The 21,029-nt window shown below is 71.4% G+C and carries 20 protein-coding genes and 1 tRNA gene; 8 read left to right on the forward strand and 13 right to left on the reverse strand.

What is annotated here, in order from left to right:
- Positions 1-130 precede the first annotated feature (130 nt).
- The 5 genes from fabF to ACXAHD_RS10075 all read right to left on the reverse strand — a co-directional run bounded on the left by fabF (position 131) and on the right by ACXAHD_RS10075 (position 5,210).
- The gene (gene fabF / locus ACXAHD_RS10055) at positions 131-1,357 is read right to left on the reverse strand and encodes a beta-ketoacyl-ACP synthase II (protein ID WP_281550900.1); all 1,227 of its coding nucleotides are present in this window, start codon (positions 1,355-1,357) and stop codon (positions 131-133) included.
- Positions 1,354-1,593 (reverse strand): acyl carrier protein, encoded by a 240-nt coding sequence (locus ACXAHD_RS10060; protein WP_123602866.1) that lies wholly within the window; start codon positions 1,591-1,593, stop codon positions 1,354-1,356. The genes fabF and ACXAHD_RS10060 overlap by 4 nt, the downstream gene beginning before the upstream one ends.
- Before the next feature lie 87 nt (positions 1,594-1,680).
- Positions 1,681-2,625 carry a beta-ketoacyl-ACP synthase III gene (locus ACXAHD_RS10065; RefSeq protein WP_281550899.1) on the reverse strand — a complete coding sequence of 315 codons (945 nt, stop codon included), beginning with the start codon at positions 2,623-2,625 and terminating at the stop codon, positions 1,681-1,683.
- A 38-nt stretch (positions 2,626-2,663) separates the two neighbouring features.
- Positions 2,664-3,869 (reverse strand): acyltransferase domain-containing protein, encoded by a 1,206-nt coding sequence (locus ACXAHD_RS10070; RefSeq protein ID WP_281550898.1) that lies wholly within the window; start codon positions 3,867-3,869, stop codon positions 2,664-2,666.
- Positions 3,870-4,007: 138 nt separating this feature from the next.
- Positions 4,008-5,210, reverse strand: coding sequence for a PucR family transcriptional regulator (locus ACXAHD_RS10075; RefSeq protein ID WP_281550897.1), 1,203 nt, complete (start codon positions 5,208-5,210; stop codon positions 4,008-4,010).
- Between the two features lie 58 nt (positions 5,211-5,268).
- On the opposite strand from ACXAHD_RS10075, the gene ACXAHD_RS10080 reads away from it, so the two are divergent.
- Positions 5,269-5,961 (forward strand): phosphatase PAP2 family protein, encoded by a 693-nt coding sequence (locus ACXAHD_RS10080; protein WP_289213330.1) that lies wholly within the window; start codon positions 5,269-5,271, stop codon positions 5,959-5,961.
- Positions 5,961-6,224, forward strand: a complete 264-nt coding sequence (locus ACXAHD_RS10085) for a hypothetical protein (RefSeq protein WP_281550895.1) — start codon at positions 5,961-5,963, stop codon at positions 6,222-6,224. The genes ACXAHD_RS10080 and ACXAHD_RS10085 overlap by 1 nt, the downstream gene beginning before the upstream one ends.
- Positions 6,225-6,264: 40 nt before the next feature.
- On the opposite strand, the gene ACXAHD_RS10090 is transcribed toward ACXAHD_RS10085, so the two are convergent.
- Positions 6,265-6,912 (reverse strand): hypothetical protein, encoded by a 648-nt coding sequence (locus ACXAHD_RS10090; RefSeq protein WP_281550894.1) that lies wholly within the window; start codon positions 6,910-6,912, stop codon positions 6,265-6,267.
- Positions 6,913-7,178: 266 nt separating this feature from the next.
- Here ACXAHD_RS10090 and ACXAHD_RS10095 point away from each other — a divergent pair, with 266 nt between their 5' ends.
- Positions 7,179-7,769: a copper resistance CopC family protein gene (locus ACXAHD_RS10095; RefSeq protein WP_281550893.1), complete on the forward strand. Its 591-nt coding sequence runs from the start codon at positions 7,179-7,181 to the stop codon at positions 7,767-7,769.
- A gap of 16 nt (positions 7,770-7,785) precedes the next feature.
- Here the strand turns inward: ACXAHD_RS10095 and gltX are convergent, their stop codons facing one another.
- Positions 7,786-9,219 (reverse strand): glutamate--tRNA ligase, encoded by a 1,434-nt coding sequence (gene gltX / locus ACXAHD_RS10100; RefSeq protein ID WP_475049970.1) that lies wholly within the window; start codon positions 9,217-9,219, stop codon positions 7,786-7,788.
- A 142-nt stretch (positions 9,220-9,361) separates the two neighbouring features.
- Between gltX and ACXAHD_RS10105 the strand changes: the two genes are divergently transcribed.
- Positions 9,362-9,832, forward strand: a complete 471-nt coding sequence (locus ACXAHD_RS10105) for an SRPBCC family protein (RefSeq protein ID WP_281550891.1) — start codon at positions 9,362-9,364, stop codon at positions 9,830-9,832.
- Positions 9,833-9,966: 134 nt separating this feature from the next.
- Here ACXAHD_RS10105 and aceE read toward each other — a convergent pair whose 3' ends face one another.
- The 4 genes from aceE to ACXAHD_RS10125 form a co-directional block, all read right to left on the reverse strand.
- Entirely contained in the window at positions 9,967-12,729 is a 2,763-nt protein-coding gene (gene aceE, locus ACXAHD_RS10110; protein ID WP_348650057.1) for a pyruvate dehydrogenase (acetyl-transferring), homodimeric type, read from the reverse strand.
- Positions 12,730-12,885: 156 nt separating this feature from the next.
- A complete protein-coding gene (locus ACXAHD_RS10115) occupies positions 12,886-13,290 on the reverse strand; it encodes a YjbQ family protein (protein WP_199757666.1) in 405 nt (134 codons plus the stop codon).
- Between the two features lie 84 nt (positions 13,291-13,374).
- Positions 13,375-14,172 (reverse strand): ABC transporter permease subunit, encoded by a 798-nt coding sequence (locus ACXAHD_RS10120; RefSeq protein ID WP_289213327.1) that lies wholly within the window; start codon positions 14,170-14,172, stop codon positions 13,375-13,377.
- Positions 14,159-15,070: an ABC transporter ATP-binding protein gene (locus ACXAHD_RS10125; RefSeq protein WP_475049973.1), complete on the reverse strand. Its 912-nt coding sequence runs from the start codon at positions 15,068-15,070 to the stop codon at positions 14,159-14,161. Before ACXAHD_RS10125 ends, ACXAHD_RS10120 begins: the two co-directional genes overlap by 14 nt.
- Positions 15,071-15,448: 378 nt before the next feature.
- On the opposite strand from ACXAHD_RS10125, the gene ACXAHD_RS10130 reads away from it, so the two are divergent.
- From ACXAHD_RS10130 to ACXAHD_RS10145, 4 genes are all read left to right on the forward strand, one after another.
- Complete coding sequence (locus ACXAHD_RS10130; protein WP_475049976.1) at positions 15,449-17,863, forward strand: transketolase C-terminal domain-containing protein; 2,415 nt, start codon at positions 15,449-15,451, stop codon at positions 17,861-17,863.
- Positions 17,864-17,972: 109 nt separating this feature from the next.
- A complete protein-coding gene (locus tag ACXAHD_RS10135; RefSeq protein WP_123602854.1) occupies positions 17,973-18,410 on the forward strand; it encodes a DUF3052 domain-containing protein in 438 nt (145 codons plus the stop codon).
- Between the two features lie 14 nt (positions 18,411-18,424).
- On the forward strand, positions 18,425-18,889 hold the full coding sequence (locus ACXAHD_RS10140) for a peroxiredoxin (RefSeq protein WP_281550887.1): 465 nt from the start codon (positions 18,425-18,427) through the stop codon (positions 18,887-18,889).
- Between the two features lie 205 nt (positions 18,890-19,094).
- A tRNA-Val gene (locus ACXAHD_RS10145) sits at positions 19,095-19,166 on the forward strand.
- Between the two features lie 69 nt (positions 19,167-19,235).
- On the opposite strand, the gene ACXAHD_RS10150 is transcribed toward ACXAHD_RS10145, so the two are convergent.
- Both ACXAHD_RS10150 and ACXAHD_RS10155 read right to left on the reverse strand, forming a co-directional pair.
- Complete coding sequence (locus tag ACXAHD_RS10150; RefSeq protein WP_475049980.1) at positions 19,236-20,546, reverse strand: tyrosine-type recombinase/integrase; 1,311 nt, start codon at positions 20,544-20,546, stop codon at positions 19,236-19,238.
- A gap of 14 nt (positions 20,547-20,560) precedes the next feature.
- Positions 20,561-20,746, reverse strand: coding sequence for a helix-turn-helix domain-containing protein (locus ACXAHD_RS10155; RefSeq protein WP_475050018.1), 186 nt, complete (start codon positions 20,744-20,746; stop codon positions 20,561-20,563).
- Between the last annotated feature and the right edge of the window lie 283 nt (positions 20,747-21,029).

Below are 21,029 nucleotides of genomic sequence, written 5' to 3' on the forward strand. Positions count from 1 at the left end.
CCCACCCCCCCCCCCCCCCCCCCCCCCCCCCCCCCCCCCCCCCCCCCCCCCCCCCCCCTCCCCCCCCCCCCCCCCCCCCCCTCCCCCAGGGCCGGAGCCCTGTCTGTTGTCGTCGTGACCCGGTCGGCTCTCAGACCCGGGTGAAGACGAGCGCGACGTTGTGTCCGCCGAAGCCGAACGAGTTGTTCAACGCGGCGGGTACGTCCATCGGTCGGGCCTTCTGCGCTGCCACGTCGAGGTCGAGCTGGTCGTCCGGGTCGTCCAGGTTGATCGTCGGCGGGACGACGCTGTCGCGGATCGCCAGGATGGTGGCGATCGACTCCAGCGCGCCGGCCGCGCCCAGCAGATGGCCGGACATCGACTTGGTCGCGGTCAGCACCGGGTGGTCGCCGATCGCCTCGCGCAGCGCCACCAGCTCGGCGAGGTCGCCGGCCGGGGTCGAGGTGGCGTGCGCGTTGACGTGCACGATGTCGCCGCCGGACACCCCGGAGTCGGCGAGGGCCAGCCGGATCGCCCGGGCCGCGCCGAGCCCTTCGGGATGCGGCTGCACCATGTCGTAGCCGTCGGAGGTGAGCCCGGCGCCGGCGAGCCGGGCGTACACCCGGGCGCCGCGGGCCGCCGCGTGCTCGGCCCGTTCCAGCACCACGACGCCGGCACCCTCACCGAGGACGAACCCGTCGCGGCCCTTGTCCCACGGTCGCGACGCCCGTTCCGGGTCGTCGTTGCGGGTGGACATGGCCCGCATCGCGGCGAAACCGGCGATCGGCAGGCCGTGTACCACGGCCTCGGTGCCACCGGCCATCACCACGTCGGCCCGGCCGGCCCGGATCATGTCCAGGCCGAGCGCGATCGCCTCCGCGCCGGTCGCGCAGGCGCTGGCGACCGAGTGGACGCCGGCCTGCGCGCCGAACTCCAACCCGACCCAGGCGGCCGGGCCGTTGGGCATCAGCATCGGTACGGTGTGCGGCGATACCCGGCGCGGCCCGGAGGCTTCCAGGATGTCGTCCTGGGCGAGCAGGGTGAGTGCGCCGCCGATGCCGGAACCGATGCTGACGCCGAGCCGTTCCCGGTCGACGCCGGCGTCGCCCAGCCCAGCGTCCGTCCACGCCTCACCTGCGGCGATCAGCGCGATCGCCTCGGATCGGTCCAGCCGGCGCAGCTTGACCCGGTCCAACCGTTCGGCGGGTTCGGACGCCAACTCGGCGGCGATCCGGACCGGCAGCTGCGCGGCCCAGTCGTGGGTGAGCTTGTCGACTCCGGACTTGCCGTTGAGCATGGCATCCCAGGTCGCCGCGACGTCCCCGCCGAGCGGGGTCGTCGCGCCGAGCCCGGTGACGACGACGTCGACCATCGTCACGCCTGCGTCTCGATGTAGGCGACCGCGTCGCCGACGGTCTTGAGGTTCTGCACCTCGTTGTCCGGGATCTTCACGCCGAACTTCTCCTCGGCGGCCACCACGACCTCGACCATGGAGAGCGAGTCGACGTCCAGGTCATCGGTGAACGACTTGTCGCCGGCCACGTCGTCCGGGTTGACCCCGGCGACCTCTTCGAGGATCTCGGCGAGGCCAGCGGTGATCTCGTCACGGGTCATGGGTTTCTACTTTCCTCTCGGTTGAACCAATGATGCCTGCCGGGTCGGCGGGCGGCCCCGCTCCACCTCGGAGCGGGCGGTAGGAGCTTACGGGCAGCGGACGACCTGCCCGGCGTAGGTGAGTCCACCGCCGAAGCCGAACAGCAGCACCGGGGCGCCGGACGGGATCTCCCGCCGCTCGACCAGCTTCGACAGCGCCAACGGCACGCTGGCCGCCGAGGTGTTGCCGGACTCGACGATGTCCTTTGCGACGATCGCGTCGGGCATCCCGAGCCGCTTGGCGATGCCGTCGATGATCCGGGCGTTCGCCTGGTGGGGAACGAAGGCGGCGATCTCCGTCGGGTCGACCCCGGCGCGCTCGCAGGCCTGCAGGGCCAACGGGGCAAGCGCGGTGGTCGCCCACCGGAACACCGACTGACCCTCCTGCTCGATGTACGGCCGCCAGCCCTCGATGCGTACCGCGTCGCTCTTGTCCGGGACCGAGCCCCAGACCACCGGTCCGATGCCGGCCGGCTCGTTGCCGCCGGTGGCGGTGACCACCGCGGCGCCGGCGCCGTCACCGAAGATGATGCAGGTGGAGCGGTCGGTCCAGTTGGTGAAATCGGAGAGCTTCTCCGCGCCGATGACCAGGGCGTTGCGTGCGGCACCGGCCCGTACGGCGTGGTCGACGGTGCCGAGCGCGTAGCTGAAGCCCGAACAGGCGGTGTTGATGTCGTACGCACCCGGGGCGGCGATGCCGAGCCGGGCCGCGACCCGGCAGGCGACGTTCGGGCTGCGGTCGATGGCGGTGCAGGTCGCCACCACCACCAGGTCGATGTCGGCCGCGGTCAGGCCGGCGTTGGCCAGCGCCTTCTCGGCCGCCGCCGAGGCCATGTCGGCGACGGTCTCCGAGTCGGCGATTCGGCGGGTGACGACACCGACACGGTCCCGGATCCAGGCGTCGTTGGTATTCACCAGTTGGGCGAGTTCGTCGTTGGTGACCACCCGGGAGGGCTGGTAGTGCCCGAGTGCCACGATCTGTGATCCGGTCATGTTGCTGCCTTTCCCGGCGCGCTGTCGGGGGTGCGCGCTCACAGTGCGGAACCGCTGATCCGGGCCAGCGGCTGGCCCGGTGCGACCGGGTCGTCGTGGTGGGCGAGCCATTCGGTGAGCACGCCGGCGTCGTGCGCGGCGACCTCGACCGGACCCTGCCGGGTGGTGACGTGTCCGATGATCTGACCGCCGGTGAGCGGATCGCCCTCGGCGAGTCCGGCAGCCGGTTCGAAGGTGCCGGCGCTGGCCGACACGACGACCCGGAACTGCCTGGTGGGCTCGGAACTGGGGGCCATCCCGTGTCGGGCGATCAACGCCCGCGCCGCAGGCAGGTCGTCCGGGGTCTTCACGGTGACGATCTCCGGCACGCCACGGTCCTTGAACTCCCGCTTGACCAGACCGGCGAGGGTGCCGGCCGGTGGCAGCTCCAGTACTCCGGTGACACCGAGATTCGCCAGGGTGTGCATGCACAGGTCCCAGCGCACCGGTGCGGTCACCTGCCGGACGAGGCGTTGCAGCAGCTCCCGGCCGTGGTTGACGGCATCGCCATCCAGGTTGGACAGCAGGATCCGGTTGGGGTCGGCCGGGATGATCCCGGCGGCGACGCTCGCGAGCGCCTGCTCGGCCGGGGCCATGTACGGGGTGTGGAACGCCCCGGCTACCTGCAGCGTCGCCACCCGGGCCCGGGCCGGCGGCTCGGCGACGAACTTCTCCAGCTGGCCGGTGGCTCCGGCCACCACGATCTGACCGGCTCCGTTGTGGTTCGCCGGGTGTAGTCCGTGGCGGTCGATCGCGGCCAGCACCTCGTCCCGGTCGCCGCCGAGTACGGCGGCCATCCCGGAGGGTTCCAGCGCGCACGCGGCGGCCATTTCCCGGCCCCGGACCGCGGCCAGCGTGATGGCCGACTCGGCGGGCAGCACCCCGGCCAGCGATGCAGCGGCGAGTTCGCCGACGCTGTGACCGGCGACGACGGCGACGTCGTAGAGCCCGCCCCGGCGGTGCCCGGCCGGTGATCCGCCAGGCAGGTGCTCGGCGGCGAGCAGGGCCGCGGCGACCAGCAGCGGCTGGGTGCGAGCGGTGTCCTTGATCTCGTCGGCGTCGGCGGTGGTGCCGAGGTGCACCAGGTCGACCCCGGCGAGCGCGGACCACCACCGCAGACGGGCCTCGGCGCCGGGCAGGTCGAGCCACGGGGTGAGGAAGCCGGGCTTCTGGGACCCCTGGCCGGGGGAGAGAACAGCGAGCACGGCTATGACTCTTCCTGATACCCACGGGTCACTTGGGTGCGCTGAGATACCAATCCGCACTACCGTCGTTGGAGGATTCCTACAAAGATCGTCGGATGTGCACGTCTTTTGCCCGCACATGTTGCTTTGGAAGTGCGTTCAGTCGGGCGAGGCCCGCAACAGCGGCGGGGGATCCAACCGGCCGATCGCCAGGGCCATCTGCAGCGCGTACGCGTCGCGGGCGGCGAACGGCGACAGTCCGGTCACTTCACCGATGCGCCGCAGTCGGTAACGCACCGTGTTCGGGTGGACGAACAGTGCCCGCGCGGTCGCCTCCAGCACGGCCCCGGCGGCGAAGAACGCGTCCAGGGTCTCCAGCAGCTCCCCGCCGGCACGGACCAGGGTCCCGTACACGTCGCGGCGCAGCCGACGGCGGGCCTCGGGATCACCGGCGAGGGCCCGCTCCGGCAGCAGATCGGTCGCCGCGACCGGGCGGGGCGCCGCCGGCCAGGCCGGTGCCGCCCGGTACCCGGCCAGCGCTGCCCGGGCCGACTCGGTCGCCTCGTCCAGGCTGGCCACCATCGGCCCGACCACCACCGGGCCGGCGCCGAACGCGTCCAGCAGTTTGCCGGTCGCCGCCGCCGGATCGGCCGCGCCGCCCAGTACCACCACCAGCCGGTCGTTGTGCACCCCGCCGATCGTCTCCACCCCGATCCGCCTGGCTGCCCGGTAGACGATCTGCAGGACCGCGGTGACCTCGCCGCCCGGGGACCGCCCGACCACCACCGACACCGGCGAGGCATCGGTCCAGCCCAGCGCGGCGGCCCTGCTGGCCAGCACGTCCGACGAGTCGCCGCGCAGCAGGGCGTCGACCAGCAGCGCCTGCAGCCGGGCATCCCACGCGCCGCGCGACTCCGCCGCCCGCGCGTACACCCGGGCGGCGGCGAAGGCGATCTCCCGGGAGAACCGCAGCACCGCCTCGCGTAGCAGCGACTCCTCGCCGGTCGCCGCCAGGTGCGGCACCTGCGCCTCGACCACGTCGATGGTGACCTTGATCAGGGCGACCGTGTGCTGCAGGCTGATCGACCGGGCCAGCGCCCGCGGCGCGGCGGCGAAGACCTCGTCGGAGACCTCCTGCGGGCTGCCGCTCGCGCCGCCACCGTCGCGCAGCCACTCCACCAGGGACCGTACGCCGGCCTGAGCGATCAGCATCACCCAGGAACGCTGGTCGGCGGGCAGCTCACGGAACCAGGGCAGGGTCTCGTCCATCCGGGCCACGCTCGCGGTCGCCAGCGCCCCGGCCGACCGCTCGATACGACGCAGGGTCGCGGTGAGCCCGGCGTCGTTGCGCTTGGTCGCCACCCCGTCAGGGTGTCACGGTCAGCGGGCAGGACCGCGCCGACCGTGCCAACATGTGCGGATGATCGCCCGCCCGCCGCTGGTCGTACCGCTGCTGGCCCTGCTCGCCCTCGCGGCGCTGACCATCGGTCTGGTGGTGGATCCCGCGTTGGTCGCCCGGCTGGACGCCCCGGTGACCGACGGGCTGCGGGCCTACGCCGCCGACCGGCCGACGCTGGTGGCGGTCCTGCGGATCGCCACCGACCTGGCGGCGACGATGCCGTTCCTGGCCGCCGGTGCCGCCGCGACCACCCTGTTCGCCGTGCGCCGGGACCGGCCCCGGGCCTGGTTCTGCGCGACGGTGACCGTCGCGGCCCCGGTCAGCTGGATGCTGGGACAGTGGCTGCTGCACCGACCCCGCCCGGTGGACGGCTTCGTGACCATCGCCGCCAACGGGTTCCCCAGCGGGCACACCACCAACGCCGCCGCTGCGGCGTTCGCGGTCGTCCTGCTGGTCTGGCCCGGGGTACGGCGTACCGGGCGGTTGCTGGTGGTGGTGCTCGCCGGAGCCGGCGCGCTGTTCATCGCGGCGACCCGGCTGGTGCTGCTCGCGCACTGGCCGGTCGACGTGATCGGCGGCGCCCTGGTGGCGGTGACGGTGGTGGCGCTGGCCGCCCGCCTGTGGTCACCGCGGGCGGGGGGGCCGGCGGCGGCCGGCCCGGTACCTGGCAAGGTGTCGTCTCGGGACGGCTCGTGTGAGGTGAGGAGTTCGTGATGGCGTACCTGGGGGCTGGCCACAGCGGCGGCGTCGGGCGGGACCATGGCGTCGGGCGGGACCATCCGGGGGAGCGGGACCAGCTGTCACTCGGCCGGACGTTGACCGGGCAGGGAACCGACCGGGGCGGTTCGGCCGACCCGCAGCCGGTGTCGACCTGCTGCGCGGGGCAACGGGGATGGGCTGGCGCGCATCGCCATCTCGGGGTCCGGCCGAGTTCCCGGGTGGTACGTCGGGAACGCCCGCCGCACCGCTGGTGCTGACACCGCCCGACCGCTCCGGTCACCCGTGCGGCCGGGCCGGTCACCTGGTCCGGCGGCGTACCAGCAGGGCGATCCCCGCGATCCCCAGGGTGATGCCGACCACCACGGCGGCGTTGAGCACCATGACCTGACGCAGGTCGGTGAGCATCTGGTCGATGTCCTCGCCCGGGTTGAGCGCGTCCTCCGGAATCACCCGTTCACCGCCGCCGATGCCACCGCTGATGCTGTCCGGGCGGGCCGGCAGCGGTGCGCCGGCCGCTCGCAGCGTCTCGGACATCGTCAGCCGGCCGAAGAACCAGCCGGCTGCGGTCTTGCCGTCACCAGGCTGCTCTGCCGGTCGAAACGCGCGCGGGCCTCCCTTGGCCAGCGGATACAGCTCGTAGGTGCGATGTGGCTCGTCCGCCACCATGACCACGACCAGGTACTTCGGGCCGAGGTCACCCGGCTCCGGGGAACTGGTCTGGCCCGGTCCGGTGAGCCAACTGACCTGGCTGAGCACCGCCGCGAACAACTCGGCGTCGGCGTCGGCGTGCACGGCGAGCGGCTCCGGCAGGTCGTCACCTTCGATGGTGACGGTCGTTGGTGCAGGTGGTGCCGCGTACACCCGGTTCGCCGCCAGGATGGACGTGCCGAATGCCAGGAGCAGCGCACCGGCCGCTAGGAGACGGCTGGCTGCCCGCTGTCCCATGGTCAACTCCCTCGCCCCGCGGAGGTCAGGTCCTAGTCGATGTGCGTACTACCCGATGGCGGCCCGACGTAATCAGCGGCGGGCGTGGTCGCGGACCCTCACTGTGAGAGACTCCGCACGACTCTGGACGGTTGCACCCGCTGGACGGATTTTTCGGGAACCATCGACGACCGGTGACCGACCAACCAGGGAGGTCGGCCGATGACGGCCCGGCGCGTCGTCTGGCGACCGATCGTATCCGGCGATCGCAACAGGTGGGGGACAGGGTGGTACGCGTACCAGGGGTGTTGCTCGCGGTGTTCGTCGGGCTGCTCGCGGTGCTGTTCGGGACATCGCCGGCCCAGGCGCACAACGTGCTGACCGGGAGCGATCCGGCCGACGGTGCGGAGCTCGCGCAGGCCCCCGAGACGGTCCGACTCACCTTTCTGGCCAACCTCAGCCAGGAGCAGACCGAACTGAGCGTGACCGGTCCGGATGGCGCTGCGGCGTCCACCGGGGCGCCCGTGGTGGACGGCAAGGCGGTGAGCGTGCCGTTCCGTCCCGGACCCGCCGGAGAATACACAGTGGACTACAACGTGTTGTCCGCCGACGGACACTGGGTAAAGGGTGCGTTCGCCTTCACGTTGACGGTCGGTGTCGAGCCGACCGCTGATCCGTCACCGACCGCTCAGCCGTCACCGACCGGGGCACCCAGCCCCACCGCCGCCGAACCGACACCGGAGGCGACCCCGGCACCGACGCCGCAGGCCACCAGTTCCACCGAGTCGACCCCATGGTGGCCGTGGCTGGTCGGTGCCGTCGTCCTGCTGGTCGCGGTGGCGGCCGGAGCGTTCTTCGTCCGCCGCCGTACCACCTGACCGGACCGTCGCGACGTCAGCCGAGCCGGGCGCGGGCGTTGCGCAGCCGACGCAACGTGCGCTCCGACCCGAGGACCTCCAACGACTCGAACAGCGGCAGCCCGACGGACCGGCCGGTCACCGCGACCCGTACCGGTGCCTGGGCCTTGCCGAGCTTGAGGCCACGCTCGGCGCCGACCTGCTCCAGCGCTGCTTTCAGTGGCTCGGCGGACCAGTCCGGCAGCGCCGCGAACGCGGCGATCGTCGCGTCCAGCAAGTCGGCTGCGCCAGCCTTCATCGCCTTCGCCCACGCGGCGTCGTCGATTACCGGGACGTCGAGGAAGAGGAAATCGACGTTGGTGACGATTTCGCTGAGTACCGCGATCCTGGTCTGGGCGAGCGGGGCGACCGCCGCGAACGTCGTCGGGTCGTAGTCGGCCGCCCGCCACGGCGGCGGCGCGATACCGCTGCCGGTCGGCGCCGGCGTCGACGGCGTCCCGGTCAGCCAGGGCTGACAGGCGGCGATGAAGTCCTCGACCGGTAGCGCCCGGATGTACTCACCGTTGAAGGCGCGTAGTTTGCGCTCGTCGAAGAAGGCCGGGGACGGGTTCACCGCCTCCAGTCGGAACTCCTCCTCGATCACCGACCAGGGCACGATCTCCCGGTCGTTACTCGGCGCCCAGCCGAGCAGCATCAGATAGTTGCGCATCGCGTCGGCGAGGTACCCCTCGTCGCGGTACGCCTCCAGCGCCACCTTGTCACGGCGCTTGGACAGTTTCTGACGTTTCTCGTTGACGACCACCGGTACGTGTGCCCAGACCGGTGGCTTGACCCCGAGCGCTGCCCAGAGCAGCTGCTGTTTCGGGGTGTTCGGCAGGTGCTCCTCGGCGCGGATCACGTGGGTGATCCCCTGGGAGATGTCGTCGACCACGTTGGCCAGCAGGAAAACCGGCGAGCCGTCGCCCCGGGCGATGACGAAGTCCTCGATCAACTGGTTCTCGAACGTCGGCTCGCCGCGGATCAGGTCGGCGACCGTGGTGCTGCCGGTGTCCGGAGTGCGGAAGCGCAGGGCCCGTCCGGCGCCGGCGTCGAGACCCCGGTCGCGGCAGAACCCGTCGTACCCGCGGTACTCGCTGCCGGTGCGGGCCTGCACATCGGCGCGGGCGCAGTCGCAGTAGTAGGCACGCCCGGACTGGTGGAGCCGGTCGGCCGCCGCGCGGTGCTCGCCGGCGTTGGCCGACTGGAAGTACGGCCCCTCGTACGAACCACGACGGATGCCGGTCCAGTCCAGCGCGCTGAGGATCCCCTCGATCCACTCGGGGCGGTTGCGGGCCGCGTCGGTGTCCTCCACCCGTAGTACGAACACGCCCCCGTGCTGCTTGGCGTAGATCCAGTTCTGCAGTGCTGAACGGGCACCGCCGACGTGGAACATGCCGGTGGGGGATGGGGCGAAGCGTACGCGTACCGTCACGGCCCCAGCGTACGGGCGGCCGATCCCCGCCCGACGGTCAGGTCCGGTGGCGCCCGGGGTGAACAGCGAAGTCTGCACCTTTTGCCGAGAATGTGCTTTAGGCTGCGCCTGTCAGGACGAGCAGGCAGAGACAGGCAGGCAGATGATCCTCATCGAACGCAGCGGGCGGGCGGAGGCCCCGATCGACACCGTCTGGGAGGTGGTCGGGCAGGCCGCGTTGCTGCCCGACTGGCTCGCCGGTGTCCGCCAGGCCGAGGTGATCGGCGGCGACATCCGCCGGATGCGGGTGCACACGGCGGACGGCGCGGCCGCCGACGCCGAGGTCATCGAGCTCCAGCCGCCCAAGCTGATCGCCTGGCGGGAGCGGGCCGCCGGCCCTGGCCTGCGGGCCGAGGCCCGCACCGAGGTGCAGGTCGAACTCACCCCGGAGGGGGACGGCACCGCGGTACGGCTGACCATCGTGCGGTGGCCGGCCGGCCAGGTCAGCGCGACCCTGCTGCGACTCGGCAAGCACCGGGTCGGCGCCGACCTGGAGACCTCCCTGGGCCGCCTGTCCGACCTGGCCGCCGCCCGGCACGCCGCCAACGCCGGCAACCGGACCAACGTCTGCTGACGGCAGCCGGACCGGACCAACGTCTGCTGCCGCAGCCGACCGCAGCTACGGCGAGGTCCGCGGCCGGCGTGGCCCCGGACGCGGCAGGCCCCGGCGGGTGACCGCCGGGGCCTGCCGACTGCGGCCGCTGCGGATCAGGAGTCGCCGCCGGTCTCCCCGACCGGAGCGGCGTTGACGTCGTCGATCGCGTACTTCTTGGCGGCCCCCGCCGGCACCTCGGCCGGCACCTCGCCGCGCAACGCCAACTGCCGCAGCGTCGCGACGGCCACCGACTCGGCGTCGACATGGAAGTGCCGCCGCAACGCGTGCCGGGTGTCCGACAGCCCGAACCCGTCGGTGCCCAGCGAGGTGTAGTCGCCCGGAATCCACCGGGCGATCAGGTCCGGCACCGCCCGCATCCAGTCGCTGACCGCGACCACCGACTGCGGCGCGTCGGCCAGCGCCGTTCGCACGTACGGCACCCGCGCCTCACCGCCCAGGTTGATCAGGTTGTGTTCCTCGCAGGCCACCGCGTCCCGACGCAGCTCCGTCCAGGAGGTCACCGACCACACGTCGGCGGCCACCCCCCAGTCCTCGGCGAGCAGCTGCTGCGCCTTGAGTGCCCACTGCATCCCGGTGCCGGAGGCGAGGATCGTCGCCCGCGGTGCCTCGCCGCCGTCGGCCCGACTCACCTGCGGTGCCGCCGCGTACCGGTAGAGGCCCTTGAGCAGCCCTTCGACGTCGAGCCCGTCCGGCTGCGCCGGCTGCACGATCGGCTCGTTGTACACCGTGAGGTAGTAGAAGATGTTCTCCGGTGACTCGCCGTACATCCGGTGCAGGCCGTTCTCCACGATGTGCGCGATCTCGAACGCGAACGCCGGGTCGTAGGCGACCACCGCCGGGTTGCTCGCGGCGAGCAGTTGCGAATGCCCGTCCTCGTGCTGCAGACCCTCGCCGTTGAGCGTGGTCCGCCCGGCGGTGGCCCCGAGGACGAAGCCGCGGGCCATCTGGTCGGCCGCCGCCCAGAACGCGTCGCCGGTGCGCTGGAAGCCGAACATCGAGTAGAAGATGTACAGCGGGATCATCGGCTCGTCGTGGGTGGCGTACGACGTGCCGGCGGCGGTGAACGACGCCACCGACCCGGCCTCGTTGATCCCCTCGTGCAGGATCTGCCCGGCGGTGGACTCCTTGTACGACAGGAACAGCTCCCGGTCCACCGCGGTGTACTTCTGCCCGTGCGGTGAGTAGATCTTCTGCGTCGGGAACAGTGAGTCCATGCCGAAGGTCCGCGCCTCGTCCGGGATGATCGGCACCCACCGCTTGCCGAACTCGCGGTCCTTCATGATGTCCTTGAGCAGTCGGACGAAGGCCATCGTGGTGGCGACCTTCTGCTTGCCGGAGCCGCGTTTGACATCACCGAACCGCTCACTGCCCGGCACCGCCAGCGGGCGGGCGGCGGTCCGCCGGGTCGGCACGTACCCGCCGAGGGCCTTGCGGCGCTCCTGCAGGTAGGTCATCTCCGGGGAGTCGTCGGCCGGGCGCAGGTACGGCGGGAGGTAGGGGTTGGCCTCCAGCTGCTCGTCCGGCACGTCCAGGTAGAGCCGGTCCCGGAAGGTTTTCAGGTCGTCCAGGGTCAGCTTCTTCATCTGGTGGGTGGCGTTGCGGCCCTCGAAGTGCTCCCCGAGCGTCCAGCCCTTGATCGTCTTGGCCAGGATCACCGTCGGCTGGCCGGTGTGCTCGGTGGCCGCCTTGTACGCCGCGTACAGCTTCCGGTAGTCGTGCCCGCCGCGCTTGAGGTTCCAGATCTCGTCGTCGGACAGCCCTTCGACCATCTTGCGGGTACGCGGGTCGCGGCCGAAGAAGTGCTCCCGCACGTACGCGCCGGACTCGGCCTTGTAGGTTTGGTAGTCGCCGTCCGGCGTGGTGTTCATCAGGTTGACCAGCGCGCCGTCGGTGTCCGCGGCGAGCAGCGGGTCCCACTCCCGACCCCAGACGACTTTGATCACGTTCCAGCCGGCGCCCCGGAAGAACGCCTCCAGCTCCTGCATGACCTTGCCGTTGCCGCGTACCGGGCCGTCCAGCCGCTGCAGGTTGCAGTTGATGACGAAGGTGAGGTTGTCCAGCTCCTCGCGGGCGGCCACCCCGATCGCGCCGAGCGACTCCGGCTCGTCCATCTCACCGTCGCCGAGGAACGCCCACACGTGCTGATCAGAGGTGTCCTTGATGCCCCGGTGCTGCAGGTACCGGTTGAACCGCGCCTGGTAGATCGCGTTGATCGCGCCGAGGCCCATCGAGACGGTGGGAAACTCCCAGAAGTCCGGCATCAGCCGCGGGTGCGGGTACGACGGCAACCCGCCGCCGAGCCCGGCGTGCGACAGCTCCTGCCGGAAGCCGTCGAGGCGCTGCTCCGACAGCCGGCCCTCGACGAAGGCGCGGGCGTACATGCCCGGGGAGGCGTGCCCCTGGAAGAAGATGTGGTCCCCGCCGCCGGGATGCTGCTTGCCACGGAAGAAGTGGTTCATACCCACTTCGTAGAGGGACGCCGCGCTGGCGTACGTGGAGATGTGGCCGCCGACGCCAATCTCCGGCCGCTGCGCGCGGTGCACCAGCACGGCGGCGTTCCACCGGATGTACGCGCGGATCCGCCGCTCGATCATCTCGTCGCCGGGGAACCAGGGTTCGCGTTCCGGCGGAATCGTGTTGATGTAGTCGGTGGTGGTCAGTGGCGGCACCCCGACCTGACGCTCCCGAGCCCGTTCGAGCAGGCGCAGCATGACGTAGCGGGCGCGTTTGGCGCCGCGTTCGTCGATCACTCCGTCGAGTGACTCGACCCATTCGCTGGTTTCTTCAGGGTCGATGTCCGGAAGCTGGCTCGGCAGGCCGTCGCTGATCACCGGGCGCTTGCGTTCCGTGGCCACAGGCGTTCCCTCAGTTGTGTGTGGGATAGGTCTCTACTGACCATCCTGCCCCCTGGAGGCCGGTTGCGTCACGCGCGGCCGCCATAGAGGCGATCTGGGACACAGGTACCAGACGGTAACTTCCGACCGGCTCCGACCGGCTCCGGGCGGCGCGGGTCAGCCGGCGAGGAAGGAGAACCTGACCTTGCGGTCGGCGTTGTCCCCGTTCGGGTCGACCAGGCAGACCGACTGCCAGGTGCCGAGCGCGAGCCGGCCGTCGAGCACCGGCAACGTCGCGTACGGGGCGACGAACGCCGGTAGCACATGGTCCCGGCCGTGCCCGGGCGAGCCGTGCCGGTGCTGCCAACGGTCGTCGGTGGGCAGCAGCTGGTCCAGAGCGGTGAGCAGATCGTCGTCGGAGCCGGCACCGGTCTCGATGATCGCGATGCCGGCGGTGGCGTGCGGTACGAACACGTGCAGCAGCCCGTCGCCGCGTCCGGCCACGAACCGCCCCGCCTCGGCGGTGATGTCGCGCACCACGGGCCGGGAGCCGGTCCGGATGGAGATCACGTCGGAGTCCATGCCTGCCAGTGTGGCAGCCGGGCCGGTCCGGCCGGTGGGCACGGCAGGCGCCGCACCCACCCGACCGGCCAGCCGGCGGAATCCTCACACGGCGATGTCGCGACGGGTGAAGCGCCAGGTGCCGGCGGCGACGCAGACCACAGCGAAGCCGGCGAGCAGCAGTACGCCGCCGACCTGCACCCCGTTCACCAGCGGGTCGCCGGCGAGGTACCAGTGGAACGGAGAAATGTCGCGGGCCCACGCCAGCGCCTCGACCTGGGGCAGGACGGCGTTGGCGAGGTAGCCGAGCACGGCGACCGCCGCGCCGACGCCGAGCGCCGTCGCCCGGCTGCCGGTAGCGGCCCCCACGCCGTACGCCAGGGCGGCGAACGCGGTGCCGAACAGCACCAGATGCAGGGTCATCGCGGCCAGCGCACCGACCCCGACGGCGGTGAACTCGGCCGGACCACGGATCGCCACCAGAGCCAGCCACAGCAGCGCCCCGGTGAGGACCAGTCCGACCACCAGCGCGGCGAACCGCTGCAGCGCGGCCCGCGCCCGGCTGACCGGGTGGGCGAGCAGCAGGTCCAGCGAGCCGGCCTCCTCGTCACCGGCGATCGTCCGGGCCCCGGCGGCGATCCCGAACACCGCAACGAGCAGGGGGATGAGCAGCCCGTAGACGGCGCTGCCGAGATAGCCGGCAGGGCTGGTGACGTCGTCGAAGTTGAGTGCCTCCAGCATCCCTTCCGGATACGCGGCCAGCGCATCCGCCATCTCCGGTGTCTGCATGGTCGGCCAGAACGCGGCGTACATGGTGCCGACCGCTGCGATCGACACCGCCCAGCCCAGCATGGACCGGCGGTTGTCGCGCAGCGCCTTGGTGAACGGGTTACGCAGCAACACCGTCGGTCTCCGTCCGCTCGTAGTAGGTGAAGAAGAGGTCCTCCAGGTCGGGCTCCTCGGCCAGGAAGCTGACGACGGTGTGCCGGCTCGCCGCCTTGATCAGCGGATCGGCCCGCCCGTCGAGCCGGCAACTGAGCCGGGCGCCGTTCACGGTGACGTCGCTGAGCCCGGGAACGGTCGTGAACTCGTCGGCCGGCACCGCAGCGTCGAAGACGATCTCGATCCGGCGTACCGCCCGTTCCCGCAGCTCCTCTACCCGTTCGACGGTGACCAACCGGCCGTCGCGGATGATGCCGACCCGGTCGGCGGTCTGCTGCACCTCGCTCATCACGTGCGAGGACATGAAGACGGTCTGCCCGGCGGCCTTCGCCTCGCGGACCATCGCGACGAACTCCTGCTGCAGGAAGGGGTCCAGGCCGCTGGTCGGTTCGTCGAGGATGAGCAGCTCGGGGGAGTGCATGAAGGCCTGCACGACCCCGACCTTCTGCCGGTTGCCCTTGGACAGCCCTTTGATCCGCCGGCCGAGGTCGAGGTCGAGCCGGTCGGCCAGCTCGGTGATCCGCGCCTTCGGCACACCGCCGCGTAGGTTGCCCAGGTAGGTGAGGAGTTCGTGGCCGGTCTGCCGGCCGTCCACGATGAAGTCGCCGGCCAGGTAACCGATCCGTCGGCGGAGCGGAATGCCGCCGGCGCGCGGGTCGAGCCCCAGCACCCGGACGGTGCCGCTGGTCGGCCGGATCAGATCCAGCAGCAGCCGGATGGTGGTGGACTTGCCGGCCCCGTTGGGGCCGAGGAACCCGTACACCTCGGCGGTCTCGACCTGAAGGTCAAGGCCGGTGAGGCCGCGGTTGCGGCCGTACGTCTTGATCAACTGCTCGGTACGGATGGCCGGGTCAGCCATCGGACCTCGCCTCCTCGGTTTGAGTTTGACGACGCTCCACCTCGAAGCGTTCGACGATCAACGTCTGTGGCGATCCACGTCTGTGACGATCAACGTGTGTTGCGAACGTTCAGAACGTACTGAACCTTATGCTATCGGCCGCCCGCAAGTGACCCCGCTGGCGGCGCGGCTGCGCTGCCGTCCAGGCCGCGCCTGGCGGCGCGGCTGCGCTGCCGTCCAGGCCGCGCCTGGCGGCGCGGCTGCGCTGCCGTTTCCCGGGCTGCCGCGTAGCATCGCGACCATGACCTCCCCGGCCACCAGCGGCGCTGCAGTCTGCCCCGACCCGGCCCAGCGGCGGCCCGCTCGCCGCCCGGTGGCCGCGCCTGGCGGGCGTCGGTAATGCTGTCCGACGTGACCACCCCGCAGGACCTCGACGAACGGTTCCGCACCGCGGTCGCCGCGATGGACACCGCACCGGACCGACGGGCCCCCGAACAACCGGTACGCGACGGCACTCTGCTCACCGGGCAGTCCGCGCTGGCGCTGTTCGACGCCCAACTCACCAGCCGCCATCTCGACCTGGCCAAACGCTGGCTGCGCAGCTTCGGAGAAGGTTTCTACACACTCGGCTCGTCCGGCCATGAGGGCAACGCGGCGCTCGCCGCCGCCGTCCGGGTGACCGACCCGGCGCTACTGCATTACCGGTCCGGTGGCTTCTACTGCGCCCGGCTCGCCCAGGCCGGCCTCGCCGCCGGCCACGAGCCCGGCGTCGAGCCGGGCCTTCGCTCCGGCGTGGCCGACTCCGACGCCGGCGACCCCGGCACCGACCCGGTCACCGACGCCGCTCGGGACGTGCTGCGCGGTGCCGTCGCCTCCGCCGCCGACCCGACCACCGGTGGCCGGGGCAAGGTGTTCGGCAACACCGCGATCAACATCGTGCCCACCTCCGGCACCGTCGGCGGGCACCTGCCCCGGGCGGTCGGGACCGCGCTCGGCATCGACCGGATGCGCCGGATGGTGCCGACCGTCCGGCAACGTCAACCAGGGCTGGCCCGGTCCGCCGCAGTCGGCCGGGCGTACCTGGAACCCCGGCTGCCCTGGCCGGACGACGCCATCGTGGTCTGCAGCTTCGGCGACGCGGCAGTCAACCACGCCGCTGCTGCGTCGGCATTCAACACCGCCGGCTGGGCCGACCACGCAGGGCTGTCCACGCCGGTGCTGTTCGTCTGCGAGGACAACGGACTGGGCGGCAGCGTACGGTCGCCGGACGGCTGGGTCGCCGAGACGCTGCGCTCCCGACCAGGGCTGCGGTACTTCGCCGCCGACGGGTGCGACCTGGCGGCCACCTACGACGTCGCTGCCGAGGCTGCCGCCTGGGTCCGCGAGCACCGCCGGCCGGCGGTGCTGCACCTGTCCACCGTCCGGCTGATGGGGCACAGCGGCGCCGACGTCGAATCGGCGTACCGGTCGGCCGAGGAGATCGACCGCGACGTCGCCCGCGACCCACTGGTCGGCACCGCGCGGCTGCTGGTCGCCGCCGGCCTGGCTAGCCCCGACGAGATCATCTCCCGGTACGACGAAGTCGGCTGGCAGGTGCGCAAGGTCGCCGAGGAGGTCATCGGGGAGGCCAAGCTCGACACCGCCGGACAGGTCGTGGCCACCATCGCACCGCGCCGGCCGATCCGGGTCGCCCGGGTGGTCGCCGACACCGGCGCCCGCGCGGCCGGAGCCGCGGCCACCACCCGCGCCACCACCCTCGGCACCCGGCTGCCGGAGGAACGCGGGCCGATGACCCTGGCCCAGACGATCACCGCGGCGCTCGCCGACGGTCTGCTGTCGTACCCGGCGATGGCCGTGTTCGGTGCCGACGTCGCCGCCAAGGGCGGCGTGCACGGCGTCACCGCCGGGCTGCAGGACCGGTTCGGCGACCATCGCGTCTTTGACACCACCGGCGACGGCACCACAGTCCTCGGCATCGGACTCGGTGCCGGCCTCGCCGGTCAGCTGCCGGTGCCGGAGATCCAGTATCTGAGCCACCTGCACAGCGCCGAGGACCAGCTGCGCGGCGAGGCCGCCGTGCTGCAGTTCCTCTCCCGGGGCGGCTACCGTAACCCGATGGTGCTGCGCGTGCCCGGTCTCGCCTATCAGGAGAGCCTCAGCGGGCACCTCTACAACGACAACTCGTTGGCGGTGCTGCGGGACGTACCCGGCCTGGTGCTGGCCGTGCCGGCCAGGGCCGACGATGCCGCCGGGCTGCTGAGATCCTGCCTGGCCAGCGCGGCGGTCGACGGCAGTGTGTGCGTCTTCGTGGAGCCCGTCGCCCTCTACGACACCAGTGACCTGCACGTGCCGGACGACGGACTGTGGCTGGCGCCGTACACCCCGCCAGGGGAGTGGGGCGCCCGGCACATCCCGGTCGGCCGGGCCCGCAGCTACTCCGTCGGCAGCGGCGAGGACCTGACGGTGATCACGTTCGGCAACGGCGTACGGATGTCGTTGCGGGTCGCGGCCCGGCTGGCTGCCGAAGGAGCCGGCTGCCGGGTCGTCGACCTGCGCTGGCTCGCGCCGCTGCCGGTGGCCGACATCATCCGCGAGGCGACGGCCACCGGTCGGGTGCTGGTGGTCGACGAGACCCGCCGCTCCGGCGGGGTCGGTGAGGGAGTGCTGGCAGCGCTGGTCGAAGCCGGATACGTCGGAGCCGCTGCCCGGATAGCGGCATTGGACACCTACGTCCCACTCGGCCCGGCCGCCAACCAGGTGCTGGTCGGCGAAGATGCCATCACCCAGGGTGCCCGAGCGCTGCTGGCACGGTAAATTCCGGTGAACTCGGTGCGCCACTTGCGCCGGGCGGCACAACTGTGTGAACTACCCGCTATCGGTGTCCGACGGATACCGGCAGCTCAAGACGAGGAGGCAAGTAACAGTGAGCGCGACCGCTGGTCAGGCCGCCGACGGCGTACGGAGCCTGGCGGACCGGTTCGGCATCGAGCCGGGCATGGTGGTCATGGAGATGGGTTACGACGACGACGTCGACCAGGATCTCCGCGACGCCCTGACCGACCGCTGCGGCGAGTTGGTCGACGAGGACACCGACGAGGTCGTCGACGCGGTGCTGCTGTGGTACCGCGACGGTGACGGAGACCTGTTCGAGCTGCTCGTCGACTCGCTCGGCCCGCTGGCCGACAACGGGGTGGTGTGGCTGCTGACGCCCAAGGCCGGGCGTGACGGCCACGTCGAGCCGAGTGACATCAGCGAGTCCGCGCCCAGCGCCGGACTGCAACAGACTTCCATGGTCAACGCCGGCAAGGACTGGAGTGCCGCCCGGCTGGTGCTGCGCCGTGGGGCCAAGGCCAAGAAGTGAGTGAAGGAGCGCACATGCCCGTCGAGGTCGGCACGCCGGCACCGGAGTTCACCCTCAAGGACCAGAACAACCAGGAGGTGCGGCTGACCGACTTCCGGGGTCGGCAGGCGGTCCTGCTGATCTTCTACCCGCTCGCGTTCACCGGCACCTGCCAGGGCGAGCTGCAGGAGGTGCGGGACAACATCGACGCCTACGTCAACGACGACGTGCAGACGCTCACCGTCAGCGTGGACTCCGTCTACACCCACAAGATCTGGGCGGAGCAGGAAGGCTTCCAGTTCCCGCTGCTCGCCGACTTCTGGCCGCACGGCGCGGTCGCCCAGGCGTACGGGGTGTTCAACGACTCCGCCGGGATCGCCAACCGGGGCACGTTCGTGATCGACAAGACCGGTGTGGTCCGCTTCGCCGAAATGAACGGGCCCGGCCAGGCCCGCGACCAGGCCGTGTGGCGCAAGGCGCTGGCCGACCTGGCCGACTGACCCGCGTCACGGACAACTGACCAGCCTCCGGGCCGTTTGACCAGCGTCCGACCCTGCGGGGCCCGCTACCGTCCAGCGGGCCCTGCGGGCCGGGTGATCCGCTCGCCGGCCGTACGGGTCGCCGGCCGCCGGGAACTCGGTCGCGCCGCGCTGGAGAAGGCAGGGTAAACTGGCCGCCGCCGGGCCGGCGATTCTTGTGATGCCCGGGCGCGTAGCTCAGTGGGAGAGCACTCGCCTTACAAGCGAGGGGTCGCAGGTTCGAAACCTGCCGCGCCCACACTCTGACCAGCACGCCAACAGGGCACCGGATGCCCGGTGCCCTGTCTCGTCTCAGTTTCAGTCTCAGTTAGTCGTCTGTCGTCTCATTCGGCTCCCAGAGCAGCCCGGCCACCTGGTCGGCGATCCCTGACACCACGCCCGGTGCCAGATGCTGATAGCGGGTCGTCATCGCCATCTGAGACCAGCCCATCACTTCCATGACCGCGCGGGTCGGTACGCCGAGGACCAGCAGAATCGTTGCGGCGGTGTGCCGTGCGTCGTGCAACCGGGCGTCCCGTACGTTCGCCTCCCTCAGCAGCGCCTTCCACGATTCGTGATCCGCTCGCGGGTCGATCGGCCTGCCGTTCGGCTGGGTGAACACCCAGCCGCCTTCCTGCCAGAGCTGCGCGGCCACCTCACGTTCCTTCTCCTGCATCGCCTTGTGCTGCCTGAGCGCATCCAACAACGGCCGGGGAATACCGACCGCACGGCGTCCGGCACGCGACTTGACGTCGACCTCTTTCAACCCGCCACCCTGGCGTTTCGGGCAACTGCTGGCGTGACGCGTGCAACCGGCCGGGCAGGGCGGTGGGCAGGGCTGCCTGTGTCGTCGGCAGTCCGGCGGGCACGGGTGGACCTTGTGTCGCTGTTGCCCACAGGCGTGCGGGTCGTCGCATCCGTGCTGCCACTTGTGCCGCTGAAGCTGACGCGGGGTACGAAGCAGACCCCGGTCAAGGTCGATCCGTCGCCACTTCAAGCCGAGCGCTTCCCCTTTGCGGAGTCCGAGCGCCAGCGCCAGGGCGAAGCGGACCCCGTTGCGCCGGTTCGCGGCGGCGGTCAGGATGCGCTGCGCTTCCTTGACGGTGAACGGCTCGATTTCCTGCTCATCAAGGCGGGGTGCCTTGGCGAGCTGGGCGACGTTGCGCGCGACGTGACCGCGCCGTAGGGCGACGTTCAGCGCGGTCTTCACCGTGCGGTGCGCCTGGTGTGCCGTGCCCGGTGCGCTGCCGGAGCGGATCATCTTCGCGTACAGCTTTTCCAGGTGCTCCGGCTCCAGGCGGTCAAGGCGGTGCGCGCCGATGCCGGGGATCAGGTGCTTGTACACGGCGGCCCGGTAGCCGACCATCGTCGTTTCCCGCACCGACGGCGCGGCGATCGTTTCCACCCAGTGGGTGAGCCACTTCTCTACCGTCCAGCGTTGGCCGGTCTTGCGGACGGTGCCGTTGTCGCGTTCCCGTTCCAGCGCGCGAACCTTGCGGGTGACCTCGGCTTCGGTCTTGGCGGAGACGTGGCGGCGGTCGGGGCGACCGTTGTCCTTGACGCCGACGGTGACCCGGCCGTGCCAGTATCCGTCGGTGCCCTTGTAGATGCTGGATGCGCCGTTGGGCTTACGTCCCATGCTCGTGTCCCCTCTCAGGCGGCCTGGTCGGTCGGCTGGTCGCCGAGTAGGGCGGTCACGTAGTCGTCGAGGCAGCGGACGGGGACGCGGCGAAGCCGGCCGATGGTGACGGACCGGATCTCGCCGTTCATCACGAGGGCGTACATGGTGGTTCGGCCGACGCCGAGTCGTTGAGCGGCTTCTTCGATGGTGAGGACCATGCGATCTGCGCTGTTCACGCTTCTCCCCGGTGATGCTTGATGCGGTTCGGTGTCGAGGGTTCGGCCCGGTACGGGCCGGTGGCGGTGGTGTCTCGGCGGTGCCGGTGCGGCAGGGCTGCTGGCCGGTCCGGCGGGGGTGTTTGGTCGTGGACAGAACTGACAGAACTGACAGAACGTCGGTCAGCGGGGGGTTGTGTCAGTTGTGTCAGTTCTGTCCGAGGGGTCCGGCGGTCCGGCGGACGTGGCGGGCCTCGGTTGCTGCCGGCCGTCGGCCGGGGCGTCG

Source organism: Micromonospora sp. ABR4_055 (genome assembly GCF_056160425.1).